Annotated in this window: 12 protein-coding genes; 6 read left to right on the top strand and 6 right to left on the bottom strand. The window is 57.6% G+C overall.

Annotated features, from left to right (window positions below):
• The first annotated feature begins 34 nt into the window (after positions 1–34).
• Both BFV97_RS12020 and BFV97_RS12015 read left to right on the top strand, forming a co-directional pair.
• The gene (locus BFV97_RS12020; RefSeq protein WP_069300610.1) at positions 35–520 is read left to right on the top strand and encodes an Lrp/AsnC family transcriptional regulator; all 486 of its coding nucleotides are present in this window, start codon (positions 35–37) and stop codon (positions 518–520) included.
• A gap of 137 nt (positions 521–657) precedes the next feature.
• On the top strand, positions 658–2,142 hold the full coding sequence (locus tag BFV97_RS12015; protein ID WP_069300609.1) for an NAD-dependent succinate-semialdehyde dehydrogenase: 1,485 nt from the start codon (positions 658–660) through the stop codon (positions 2,140–2,142).
• A 14-nt stretch (positions 2,143–2,156) separates the two neighbouring features.
• Here BFV97_RS12015 and BFV97_RS12010 read toward each other — a convergent pair whose 3' ends face one another.
• Genes BFV97_RS12010 through comD form a run of 6 tightly spaced genes read right to left on the bottom strand, consistent with a single transcriptional unit; the run spans position 2,157 to position 7,352 of the window.
• Positions 2,157–3,281, bottom strand: a complete 1,125-nt coding sequence (locus BFV97_RS12010) for an alpha-hydroxy acid oxidase (protein ID WP_069300608.1) — start codon at positions 3,279–3,281, stop codon at positions 2,157–2,159.
• 29 nt (positions 3,282–3,310) lie between these two features.
• On the bottom strand, positions 3,311–3,760 hold the full coding sequence (locus tag BFV97_RS12005) for a tripartite tricarboxylate transporter TctB family protein (RefSeq protein WP_069300607.1): 450 nt from the start codon (positions 3,758–3,760) through the stop codon (positions 3,311–3,313).
• On the bottom strand, positions 3,757–5,262 hold the full coding sequence (locus BFV97_RS12000) for a tripartite tricarboxylate transporter permease (RefSeq protein ID WP_069300606.1): 1,506 nt from the start codon (positions 5,260–5,262) through the stop codon (positions 3,757–3,759). The genes BFV97_RS12005 and BFV97_RS12000 overlap by 4 nt, the downstream gene beginning before the upstream one ends.
• A 25-nt stretch (positions 5,263–5,287) precedes the next feature.
• A complete protein-coding gene (locus BFV97_RS11995; RefSeq protein WP_069300605.1) occupies positions 5,288–6,241 on the bottom strand; it encodes a tripartite tricarboxylate transporter substrate binding protein in 954 nt (317 codons plus the stop codon).
• Between the two features lie 44 nt (positions 6,242–6,285).
• Positions 6,286–6,849 carry a sulfopyruvate decarboxylase subunit beta gene (comE, locus tag BFV97_RS11990; RefSeq protein ID WP_069300604.1) on the bottom strand — a complete coding sequence of 188 codons (564 nt, stop codon included), beginning with the start codon at positions 6,847–6,849 and terminating at the stop codon, positions 6,286–6,288.
• Entirely contained in the window at positions 6,846–7,352 is a 507-nt protein-coding gene (gene comD / locus BFV97_RS11985) for a sulfopyruvate decarboxylase subunit alpha (RefSeq protein ID WP_069300603.1), read from the bottom strand. Before comD ends, comE begins: the two co-directional genes overlap by 4 nt.
• Before the next feature lie 131 nt (positions 7,353–7,483).
• On the opposite strand from comD, the gene BFV97_RS11980 reads away from it, so the two are divergent.
• The 4 genes from BFV97_RS11980 to BFV97_RS11965 all read left to right on the top strand — a co-directional run bounded on the left by BFV97_RS11980 (position 7,484) and on the right by BFV97_RS11965 (position 12,687).
• Positions 7,484–8,377, top strand: a complete 894-nt coding sequence (locus BFV97_RS11980) for a LysR family transcriptional regulator (protein WP_069300602.1) — start codon at positions 7,484–7,486, stop codon at positions 8,375–8,377.
• Positions 8,378–8,476: 99 nt separating this feature from the next.
• Complete coding sequence (locus BFV97_RS11975; RefSeq protein WP_069300601.1) at positions 8,477–9,910, top strand: FAD-binding oxidoreductase; 1,434 nt, start codon at positions 8,477–8,479, stop codon at positions 9,908–9,910.
• Between the two features lie 105 nt (positions 9,911–10,015).
• Positions 10,016–11,251 carry a putative DNA modification/repair radical SAM protein gene (locus BFV97_RS11970; RefSeq protein WP_069300600.1) on the top strand — a complete coding sequence of 412 codons (1,236 nt, stop codon included), beginning with the start codon at positions 10,016–10,018 and terminating at the stop codon, positions 11,249–11,251.
• 8 nt (positions 11,252–11,259) lie between these two features.
• Positions 11,260–12,687 (top strand): UdgX family uracil-DNA binding protein, encoded by a 1,428-nt coding sequence (locus BFV97_RS11965; protein WP_069300708.1) that lies wholly within the window; start codon positions 11,260–11,262, stop codon positions 12,685–12,687.
• Positions 12,688–12,772: the final 85 nt, after the last annotated feature.

Below are 12,772 nucleotides of genomic sequence, written 5' to 3'. Positions count from 1 at the left end.
TGACAAGCCCTCCCGTCCTGCCCATGACTGGGACATGAGCTTTACCAAACTGGACCGGCGTGACATCGCCATTCTCAAGACCCTTGCAACCGAGGGGCGGATCTCAAAAACCGCCCTCGCGGAACGGGTGAATCTGAGCGCGACCGCCTGTTGGGACCGTTTGCAACGGCTGGAGGGCTCCGGTCTGATCAAAGGCTATCACGCCGATTTCGAATTGCGCCAGCTTGCCCCTCATGTCACCGTCTTTGTGCTGGCAGAGCTGGCCAGCCACAAGGCCGAGGCGTTCCAGACTTTTGAAGCCATCGTGGACAGCCATGACGAAATAACCGGATGCTGGGCTTTGGGCGGCGGATTTGACTATCTGTTGCAGGTCATCAGCCGCGATATAGAAAGTTACCAGCGGCTTATGGATACGGTGCTGGAACAGGACGCGGGGCTTGCGCGGTATTTCACCTATATCGTGACCAAAGCGGTAAAACAGACGCCCCTGCCCTTTGATCTGCTGTTCGATACGCAATAGGACCACCGAAAAATCATCGCCCGCGCCCCCCGCTGTGGCGAAAAATCCTCGGATCGTGGCGGCAAATCCCGAAGCACCCTCCCCCGTCCTTGCATTACCCTGCGCGAAACAGGCCCTGCAACGAAGGATCAGACCCAATGACACAGCACGCAACTTTCCCGCCCGCCGGCATTCCGCAACTGGCTTGGCCCCCCCTGTTTCGCGAACAGTCCTATGTGGACGGCGTCTGGACAGCGGGGCGCACGCAGGACAGTTTCCCCGTGACCGATCCGGCGAATGGGGCGGTGCTTGGCAAAGTCGCCCGCCTTGGATCAGAGGATGCGCAAGATGCGGTCACAGCCGCGCAAGCCGCTTTTTCCCATTGGTCCGGTTTGCTGCCACAGGACCGGTCACGTATTTTGCGGCGCTGGTATGACTTGATGCTGGAACACAAAGAAGACCTTGCGCAGATTATGACGGCAGAACAGGGCAAGCCGATTTCGGAGTCCCGCGGCGAGATCGACTATGCCGCTGCGTTTTTCGAGTTTTACGCAGAAGAAGCCCGCCGCCCGAATATCGAAGGTGTCACTTCCCATCTGCCGGATGCAGAGGTCGAAGTCTGGCGCGAACCAGTCGGGGTTGCGGCCCTTGTGACACCGTGGAATTTCCCTTCGGCCATGCTGACCCGCAAGGCCGGTGCTGCACTTGCGGCGGGGTGTACTGTCGTGGCCCATCCGTCCGGCGAAACACCGTTTTCCGCATTGGCCCTTGCAGAACTGGGCGAGCAGGCGGGCCTGCCCAAAGGTGTCTTTAACGTGGTCACTGGCGACGCTGCCGAGATCGTCGGCGCGTGGATGAAAGACACCCGCGTGCGGGCCGTTTCCTTTACCGGCTCCACGGAAATCGGACGTCTGCTCTATTCCCAAGGGGCGGATACGATCAAACGATTGGTGTTGGAACTGGGCGGGCACGCACCATTCATCGTGTTTGAAGATGCAGATATGGAACGGGCTGTTGCCGAAGGCATCAAGGCAAAATTTGCCACCTCGGGGCAGGATTGTCTCGGCGCGAACCGCTTTCTCATTGCACGGGATTGCTATGATACCTTTTGCGCTGGGTTTACCAAAGCCACGCAAGCGCTTACCGTCGGGGCAGGCATTGACGATCCGGACATCGGTCCGCTGATGAACGAAAACGCGGTTGTGAAGCAGGAAGAGCAAATCCGCGATGCGCTCGACAAAGGCGCGCGGCTGCTGTGCGGCGGCAAGCGTCACGCCAAGGGACCGCTGTTCTTTGAACCTACCGTGCTGGCGGATGTGCCTGCTGATGCGCGGATCATGCACGAAGAGACCTTTGGGCCAGTGGCCGCCATTGCAACCTTTGACACAGAGGAAGAGGTAATCGCGCGGGCCAATGACACGGAATACGGGCTGGTCGCATATGTTCACAGTCAGGACCCCCGCCGCATTTACCGTGCAAGTCGTGCGCTGCAATTCGGAATGGTGGCGGTGAACCGCACCAAAGTCACCGGCGCACCGATCCCGTTTGGCGGGGTGAAACAATCCGGTCTGGGGCGCGAAGGATCGCGGCTGGGGCTGGAGGCGTTTACAGATGTGAAATACGTCTGCCGCGATTGGGCATGATCAGAGGGACATAGTTAAAGGGGCGGGGCGATCACCTCAGGGGTGATCTGCTCTAACTTTCGCAGGCCAAGCTGGGCCAGCGTGATACTGACCTCTTGCGCCAGAACTTCCCGCATCTGGCGTAGTCCCCCTGCCCCGTTCGCTGCAATCGCGTAGGAAAACACCCGCCCTGCAAAGACAAAATCCGCCCCCATCGCATAGGCTTTGACGATGTCCTCACCGCTTTGGATGCCGCTGTCATAGAACAGGGGAAATTCCGGCCCCAGTGCCTCACGGATATTTTTCAGCGCGTGGATGGCAGGCGGGGCGCTGTCAAGCTGGCGGCTGCCGTGGCTTGAAACCTGCACGGCATCAACCCCCGCATCCCGCGCCCGTTTTGCGTCCCGCGCGTCCATTACGCCTTTCAACACCAGCTTGCCGGACCATTGATCGCGCACCCGTGCCAGCGTGTCCCAATCCGCCCCGGCGCGGCTTTCCTCGCGGTCAAACTCTCCGAAGGCGCCGCCGAAATTTCCCATCTGTGGTTTGCCCGTCATTAGTTGAGGCAAAGACCACGCCGGATGGCAGGCGAAATCCACGAACTGACGCGGGCCGATGCGGAAGGGCATCTTGAAGCCACGGCGCAATTCCCGCGGGCGGCGACCCACCTCGGGCACGTCAACCGTCAGGACGAGGGTTTCATACCCGACAGCCTTGGCCCGCGCGATAAGACGGTCCGCAGTTCCGGTGCTGCGGCTGATATAAAGCTGAAACCAAGCGTTGCCCTGTGATTGCTCCCACATTTCTTCCAGAGAGGTCGAGGCAACCGTGCTGACACCAACGGGAATATGATCGGCAGCAGCCATTTGCGCGAGCAAACGATCCGCCGAAGGGCTGGCCAGATTGCACATCCCCATCGGCGCGATCCCGAAGGGTAGCTTTGTTACCCTGTCAAACACCTGTGCCGAGAGACAGCGATTTTCCACGTTGTCCAATACCCGCGGCTGCAACTTGATCCCGTCAAGGGCCGCACGGTTTGTCCGCGCACCGCAGCCCGTCCCCGCCGTGCCGTCGATATAGTCAAACACCATCCACGGCAGCCGCCGCTTTGCGATCCGGCGGGCGTCTTCAAAACTGTGGATCGTGTTATCGAAGAACATGGCAGGCCGCCCTTTCCGGCAGGTCCAATTCAGGGGAGCGGTACATTCAGCACATATTTGAACAGGGCAAAGAAACAGACCATCACCACCGCGCCGCTGCTCCAGTAAAGCAGCACCGTGCGTGTGGTCCATTTGTCGTGCATCGCGGCGATAAGGCCGCCGGCAAAAGCGATCACACCAGCAGGAAGGAAACCGATCCCCGGCATAAGAAAACAGGCAACCAACATGCTAACCACAAGAAGGATACGCCGCCACCAGCTTCCAGCGCCGAAACCGCCCCGATCAGACGGGCGCAACAGCCGGGTTAGCAGCGATAGTCCCGCAGTAATGATCAGGATCACCGCAACGGTCTGGGGAAACACCTGACTATCCCGATCCGTGTAGCTTGCCGCGTCATAGAGGGTCGCCGCGCCTGCCAGCATGAAAAACGCCGATGTCAGCAGCGACCCGATTTGCCCCTGAGAAGTTGAAACGCTCATTTCGCATTCCTTTCCAACAGCTTGGTCTGTCTGCGGGCCATGAAGACCGGCAGGATCAACGTGATCAGGGTGAAGGCGATAATACCTTGTGAGATGGGCCGACCAAAAAACATCCCCGCCAGATTGTTGGTTGCGGCACCGATGGTCCAACCCTGCACAAAGCCTTGCTCTGCAATCGGGCCGAGGATCAGGCCCAGCACAATCGGAGAGGCCGCAAAACCGAACCGCGCCACGACCCAACCGAAGACACCAAGACACAGCATAATGACCACATCAGAGATACTGTTGCGGATGGCAAAGGTGCCGATGATCGTCATAAAGCCTACTGCCGGAACCAGTACGGCCTTCGGGATGGTGACGATGGATTTATAGGCATAGCGCCCGATCAGCAGACCCGCTGGCAGCATCATGATCGTTGCGATGATTAGACCGTAGATGAAGGTGTAAACGATAGAGCCGCTTTGCTGGAACATGGTCGGACCCGTGCGCACGCCTTGCACCAGAAGCGCGCCAAGCACGATGGCATCCGGTGGCGTTCCGGGGATACCCAGCACCAGCGTCGGGATAAACCCGCCACCCACGGTCGCGTTATTGGCGGATTCTACGGCCATGATACCATCGGGTTCGCCCTCACCGAACTTCTGATGGGGTTTCGCGCCGCGTTTTACTTCGGAATAAGCCACAAGCCCTGCGACCGATCCCCCTGCTCCCGGCAGGATACCCACCAGCGTGCCGATGATCGAAGAGCGCACAAGATTGAATTTGGAGCGCATGGCCAGACCGAATGCCTCTCCGATGCGCACAGATTTCACATCTTTTTCAACCTTCAGATGCCGGTCCGGTACAGCCACAAGGTCTATCAGGACGGGGATACAGTATAGGCCGATCAATGTGCCCACCACACCAAAGCCGCTGATCAGGGTCTGGCTGCCAAAGGTCAGGCGGATGTCAGCGGAAATCTCGGCCACCCCCACAGTGGACAGGATCATCCCGAAGGCCCCTCCTGCCAAACCTTTCATCAGGTTGCCTGTGGACAGAGACGCGATCAGGGACAGACCAAAGACCGAGAGCCAGAAATATTCCACAGGTCCAAAGGCAAGCGCCACTTTGGACAAAGGCGGCGCAAGCAACAGCAGCGCAAAGGCCCCGATCAAACCGCCACAGACCGAGGCAAAACACGCCAGCGCCACTGCGAGGTCTCCATCCCCTTTCTTGGCCATCGGATAGCCGTCAAAGGTTGTCGCAATCGCGGATGGCGTTCCCGGCGTATTCAGAAGAATGGCGGCATAGGCCCCACCATAAAGGGCACCAGTATAAATCGCCCCCAGCAGGATCAGCGCTGACGCGGGATCCATGCTGAAAGTGATCGGCACCAGAACGGCCAGTGCCATTGTTGCGGTCAGGCCGGGGATAGATCCGACAATCGTCCCCGCCGCCACGCCGAACAGTGCCAAACACAGGTTAAACGGCGTCGCGGCGGTTAGAAAATGGTCAAAATTCATAGACGTCTCTCCGGCGTGACCAGTATCATTTAATGAGTCCGGCTTCGCGGGCGTCTTTCAGATACTCCTCTTTACGCTCTGCCATGAAGGCGTCCATTTCGGCGGCATCAACGTCTAGCAAGGCAAAACCCGCATCCAGCATTTTCTGGCGGAAGGCTTCGTCGCCGTTAACTTCGCTGATCATGTCGGACCACATCTTGGTGGTCTCGTCACTGGCCGTATTGGGCAGGGCAATCCCGCGATAGGCACCGCCGACCATGTCATAGCCAAGTTCCTTGAAGGTTGGCACATCGGGGAACAGGGGGTGACGTTCTTCCATTGCAACGGCCAGCAGACGCACCGCATCCCCCTGTGCGGCACCTACCGTGGTATACCCCCACTCTGCCTTGACCTGTTTGCCAAGCAGCGCCGTCACAGCCGCGCCTGTGCCCTTGAACGGAACATAGGTGGTCGTTGCGCCGGTCATCTTGTCAAACTTGATCTGCGCCAGATGGTTTGCGCTGGCCTTGCCTGATCCCGAAATCGTCACCTGGCCAGGATTTGCCTTGGCATCCGCCACCAGGTCTTCAAGCGTCTGATATGGGCTGTCCGCTGTCACCACCAGTGCATCCGGTGTGAAATGGAACATATGGAAAATGTTAAGATCTTCGGTCTTGAAGCCTACATCCTTTTGCGCCGGTTTGATCACGATATGGGGCAGGTTCACGCCCATGATGGTCTGACCGTCCCCGCTCAACCCGTTGAGCGAGGCCCAACCCACGGCACCGCCGCCGCCGGGTTGGTAGGATACAACCAGATCCTGCCCGAATTTCTCCTTGAAGAACGGTTGTTGTAACCGTGCAGAGATGTCGGACTCCCCGCCCGGACCGAATGGAATGATGTAATTAACCGGGCCGCTCAGTTCTGCCGAGGCAACGGTTGCAAGACTTGTCACCAGCGCCAGTGCGGCCCCGGCTTTCAGAATGGTTCTTCTCAGCATAATTTTCCTCCCTATTGTGCTGGAATACTTAATTTAATGATCTGTCAGGTATTTGCCTCCCGTATCGCCGTCATGAACCTGTCGCGGATCACGACCGGATCTTTGGTTATGACTGGAACCTTGATATTTCCGCTTTCACATTTACACACGATGACCGTCATCTTGTCACCCGCAATCGCCTCGCGCATCACATCGGCGCAGTCTTCGGCCTGACATTCGATCACGGTTTCACAGCCGCAGGCTTTGGCCACTGCCGCCAGCGAGGTTTTCTTCCCCGCATAGGTGGGTTGGTCGCCGGTCGAGCCGTAGCTGCCATTGTCGATAATCAGCAGAATAAAATTGTCCGCAACGTTATTGGCAATGGTGGGCAATGTACCGAAATTGGTCAGGACCGAACCGTCGCCATCAATCGAGATCACCTTCTTTTCCTGCGCCAGCGCAACCCCAAGACCGATAGACGAGGCAAGACCCATCGTCCCGAGCATGTAGAAATTTGTCGGCTGGTCGTCGAGCATGTGAAGCTCCTGACTGGGCAGACCGATATTACAAACGACAAATTGGTCGGAAATGACCGGCACAAGCTCTTTCAAAACATCAGATCGGATCATTGGTCGCCGTAGCCTCCCCAGAAGGTTGCATCGGTCAGGATCGCGACCGGTTTGTTGCACATGAATGTGTATTTCAGGATCGTATCCAGCTCTTCTGCGTCGGATTGCTGGTGGAAGTGATAGGTCGGGATGTGAAGCTGGTTCAGCAACGCCTTGGTGTGAACCGCCATTTCCACCTGACAGGCCACCGGCTCTTTCAGCTCACCGCGATAGGAAATCAGCATGGGCAGCGGCATCCGGTAGAATTGTGTCAGCGTCACCAGCGTGTTCACCGTCACACCAATGGCAGTGTTCTGCATGATGATGGCCGAACGTTTCCCCCCCATGAACGCGCCCGCGCAGATCCCGATTCCTTCGTCCTCTTTATTGCTCGGAATGTGATAGATGTCCTTGCAGGCGTCAATTTCATCAATTACCCCTGCCAGTTGTTTGCACGGCACGGTCGTCACCAGTTTGATGTCGTTGTTCACGAAATCCGCGACGATCTTTTTGTCTATATCCACGGTAAGATCCCAAAAGTTACAGTCCCCGACTACCGTTGTTGTAAAGCCGATCTAAATCAAATCATTAATATTTGCGTGTAAGTAAAGTTTATGTTTAGGTGCGTCCAGACCTCTGCCAGCGAAAGCGCCTTATGACCATTGCCCTGTTCAAAACCCTGATCGCCATTTCCGAACACGGCAGCTTTAGCGCCGCCGCAGAGGAGATTTGCGTCACCCATGCGGCTGTAGGTCAACAGATGAAACGGCTTGAAGATTCGCTGAATGTGTCCCTGTTCGACCGCTCTGCCAAAACCCCGCGCCTGAACCAGTTGGGCAAGGCACTGGTGCCTAAGGCCAAGGCGGTGGTGGCGGAATATGACACTATTCTTGATGATCTGACAGGCGATCCTCGCATGATCGGGGAACTGGTGTTGGGGGCGGTGCCCTCTACCATTCGCGGACTGATCCCGCAGGCCATGAAGCGGCTGGTGCAACTTTACCCCGATCTACACATCCGCGTGGTGCCGGACCTGTCCCCCAATCTTCTGGAGCAGATCGAACGGGGCACGCTGGATGCTGCCGTGCTTAGCGAACCGACCCGCCTGCCCCGAAATCTCGATTGGAAACCTTTTGTACAGGAAGAGCTGGTTCTGCTGACCTCTCCCGAAGTGACCGAGGACGATCCTATAGAGATCCTCACCCAGAAACCCTACATCCGACACACGCGACAGGCTTCGGTCGGGATGCTGGCCGAGGAATGGCTGTCTGCCAATAAAGTGACGGTCCATGATGCGATGGAAATGGGATCGCTTGAAAATCTGGCCAGCATGATTGCCCATGATCTGGGTGTATCCATCGGGCCGAACATTTGCGTCCCCGATCCGATCTTTGAGGGATTGCGAAAAATCCCCCTTGGCCCCACTGCGACGGCGCGAACATTGGGTATTCTGACGCGCACCGACTGTTCCAAAATCCGCCTTGTGCAGCGGCTCTACGACCAGATCCATGCCACTATCGAAGACAACCATCCCGGTCGGGCTTTGTAATTTTTGCTTTACGTTCGCTAAAAATCAAATGATTTGCGCAAGAAAAACTTTCGGATAGTTTTGGCCGGACCCTAACCGGAAACAACACAGGCGCCGACCATGACAGCAGGTTTCACCCCTCCCGAACCACAGGCCGTGGCCGCGTTAAAAGACATCGCCGGTTCTGGCGGCTGGCGGGATGGGGCGGATATGGCCCGCTATTTCGAAGACCCGCGCGGACGGTTTACCGGACAGGCAACACTGGTGTTGCGGCCCGACACGGTAGAGACAGTGTCGAAAATCGTGTGCTACTGCTCGGCCCATAAAATCGGGATTATTCCCTATAGCGGCGGCACGGGCGTTGTCGCCGGACAGCTTTCGCCTGACACCCCCAATGCTGTGATCGTTTCACTGGACCGGATGAACAAAATCCGCGAAGTCTCTGTGGAGGATGGCGTTTTGGTGGCAGAGGCCGGATGTATCCTGCAAAACATCCACGCCCGCGCTGCACAGGAAAACATGATTTTCCCGCTCAGCATGGCGTCAAAAGGCAGTTGCTGCATCGGTGGCAATCTGGCCACCAATGCTGGCGGTATTCAGGTTCTGCGCCACGGCAACGCGCGGGATCTCTGCCTCGGGGTGGAGGCGGTTCTGCCGGACGGCTCAATCCTGAACGAACTCAGCCCCTTGCGGAAAAACAACACCGGCTATGACCTGCGCCACCTGTTAATCGGCAGCGAAGGAACCCTAGGTATCATCACGGCCGCCAGCCTGATCCTGAAGCCGCTGGACCCTGAATCCGTCACCGTCTTTTGCGCCATCCGCGACCATTCAGACGGGGTCAGCCTGTATAAAGAATTGCGCGCCGACTTGGGAGAGTCTCTTTCCGCCTTTGAACTGATGAGTGGCTTTGGCGTTGATCTGGTGCGCCGTCACTTTCCCAAATTCCCCGCGCCCTTCGCACAACGACATGACTGGCATCTGTTGTTGCAACTCGACGGCCCCAAGGGGATGCCAGCGCAGGTCGAAGAGGTTATGGGCCGGATGTTAGAAAAAAACCTTCTGTCAGACGCGGTTATCGCCCAGTCTGCAACCCAGTCCGAGGATCTTTGGGCCTTGAGGGAAAACACACCCGAGGCAAACCGGATGGAAGGGGCTTTTTGCAGCAGCGACACATCGGTTCCTATCCGCAAGATTTCGGATTTTGTGAAGGAAACCAGTGCGGCATTACGCGATATTCATGCGGGTTTGCGGGTGAATACTTACGGGCATATCGGGGACGGCAACATTCATCACAATGTCTTTGCCCCCGAAGGCACCTCTAAGGCGGATTTTCTGCGGGCACATCCGGACATGGTGGATGCGGTCCGTATGGCGATCAATGAAGTCACCCACAAGAGTGGCGGGTCTATCAGCGCGGAACACGGCATTGGACGGTTGAAGGCAGCCGATCTGGAAATCTATGCCAGCACCGCCAAACAGACCGCCCTGCGCGCAATCAAAGACGCGTTGGACCCCCATAACATCATGAATCCCGGCGCCCTACTGCGCTAGCGCCGTGCTGCCTGCCGCTACGTTATAAGCGAATTTCCACCGGAGGTCGCACGCTATACGGGTGTTCCTCTTGTTTCTGACGAGATGAGAACATATAGTGAACACATGAGCACACGATCCATAGAATCCAAACTTGCCATTCTCAGCGATGCTGCGAAATATGATGCGTCCTGCGCCTCCTCCGGGTCGACCAAACGGGATTCCCGCGACGGTAAGGGGCTCGGGTCTAATACTGGCAGCGGTATCTGTCATGCATACGCACCGGACGGGCGCTGCATTTCGCTGTTGAAAATCCTGATGACGAATTTCTGCATTTACGACTGCGCCTATTGCGTGAACCGGGTGTCTTCCAATGTGGAAAGAGCGCGATTCACAGTGGATGAAGTCGTTAAGCTAACCATTGAATTTTACCGCAGAAATTACATCGAGGGCCTGTTCCTGTCGTCGGGGATTATCCGCTCTCCTGATGTGACCATGTCCGAAATGGTACAGATCGCCCGAAAGCTGCGACATGAAGAAAATTTCCGCGGCTATATCCACCTTAAAACGATCCCGGACGCTGCGCCCGAACTGATAGCCGAGGCGGGACTGCTGGCGGACCGGTTGTCGATCAATGTGGAACTGCCCACCGATGCGGCAGTCACCCAATACGCCCCTGAAAAGGATCCCGCACAGATTCGCAAGGCGATGGGACACGTCCGGTTGCGCAAGGAAAATAGCAAAGACCGCTCTCACACAGGAAAGCGACCGCCGAAATTCGCACCTGCCGGTCAGTCTACGCAGGTGATTGTCGGTGCGGATGCTTCTAACGATGCGACCATTCTGGGCCAGTCCACGCGTCTTTATTCCAGCTACGGGCTGAAACGGGTTTATTATTCGGCCTTTTCCCCCATCCCCGACAGTTCAAAAAACCTGCCCCTGATCCGCCCTCCCCTGCAACGGGAACACCGGCTCTATCAGGCGGACTGGCTGTTGCGGTTCTACGGGTTTGAACTGGACGAAATTACTTCGGTGACACAGGACGGGAATCTGCAACTGGACTATGATCCGAAACTGGCTTGGGCGCTGGCCCATCGGGGTCTCTTTCCGCTTGATGTGAACAGGGCCAGCCGGGAACTGTTGCTGCGCGTTCCCGGTTTCGGAGTGCGCACGGTAAACCGGATTCTCTCCACCCGCCGGCACAGAAATCTGCGCTATGAGGATCTGACCCGCATGGGGGTTTCGATGAAGAAAGCCCGCGCCTTTGTCACGGCGACCGGTTGGTCGCCCGCAGCCCTGACCGACAGCGCGGATTTGCGGGCCAAATTCGCCCCCCCGCCAGAGCAACTCAGCCTGTTATGACGATTCGGATGACCATGCCAATGATCGGCACCGCGCAGGCGTGGCGGGATGCGGCACGGGGTTTGATCAACGCGAATGTCGCGCCTTGCGATGTCAGTTGGGGGGATGAAACGACCCCTGCCGGCCTATGGGATAGCTTACCGCCGCCCCGGACTGACAAGGTTTTGACGGTCCCGAAAGAGTTCATTTCCATCGCCCGTTCCGTTGTCTGGCACAGCGATCCCAGCCGCTTTGCCCTACTCTACCGTGTCTTGTGGAGGCTGCGCGACACACCCCATCTGCTCAGCGATCGGGCAGATCCGGAACTGGCGCAGTTGCGGCGGATGGAAAAAAACGTGCACAGGTGCCAGCATAAAATGAAGGCGTTCGTCCGCTTCCGAGAACTCGGCTCCCCCGAGGATCCGCGCCGCTCTTTTGCCGCATGGTTTGAACCCAGCCATTTCACCGTCGAACCCACCGCACCGTTCTTTGCGCGCCGGTTCGGAGATATGGACTGGCGCATCATCACGCCCAGCGTCACCGCAAGTTTTGTCGATGGGAAGATCGCGTTTAGCGCCGGACAGTCCAAACCACCCCTGCCCGAAGACGCAAGCGAGCAGCTTTGGACCACCTATTTTCGCAATATTTTCAATCCGGCACGGGTGAAAGTGAAAGCGATGCAATCAGAGATGCCTAAGAAATACTGGAAGAATATGCCAGAGGCCGCCGCGATTCCCGATCTTATCGCATCGGCCCCTGCCCGCGTGCGCGCAATGAACGAGGCTGCTCCCACGCTTCCGCCGCTGCGGGTCGAAAAGGTACAGCAGCAACTGGCGCGTCTGCCAGAGTCGGTCTGGTCTGGTGACGCGGATGCGCTGCGAGCCGAGATTTCCGCCTGCACCCGATGCCCGCTGCATTGCCACGCCACGCAAGCGGTGCACGGCGAAGGTCCGATGGATGCGCCCCTGATGATTGTCGGAGAACAACCTGGCGACACAGAAGACCTCGCGGGGAGGCCTTTTGTTGGTCCTGCTGGCAAATTGTTTGACGAAATTTGCGCGAAAGCGGATGTGGATCGCAGCCGCGCCTATGTGACCAATGCGGTGAAGCATTTCAAATTCATACCCCGTGGCAAAAGGCGCATTCACCAACAGCCGAGCACGACCGAAATTGAGCAGTGCAAATGGTGGCTGGATGCAGAGCGGACCGCCGTTCAACCCCGCGCGATTATTGCGCTGGGTGCCAGTGCCGCCCAGTCCCTGACCGGAAATGGCGAAGGGATCGGCAAACGACGCGGCAAGGTACATCTGCTTGATGACGGAACTCCGGTGGTGCTTTCGTTCCACCCCTCCTATCTTTTGCGCTTGCGTGATCCGGTGGCGCGACAAGAGGCGAGCGAACTTTTGCGCCTCGACCTCACCCGCGCCCATCAACTCGCGCAGAACATCTCTGTTTAGAAACATCCGGCCGTGAGGGTGGAACAATCGGCCAGCCCCCTGCCCTACCTTGCATTCGCGCTGGGTCGGCCGCTGCCTGCGGACT

Source organism: Neptunicoccus sediminis, assembly GCF_001719615.1.
GTDB lineage: Bacteria > Pseudomonadota > Alphaproteobacteria > Rhodobacterales > Rhodobacteraceae > Amylibacter > Amylibacter sediminis.
Note: the sequence above shows the minus strand (reverse complement) of the source record. Positions and strands in the feature narration are given on the sequence as shown.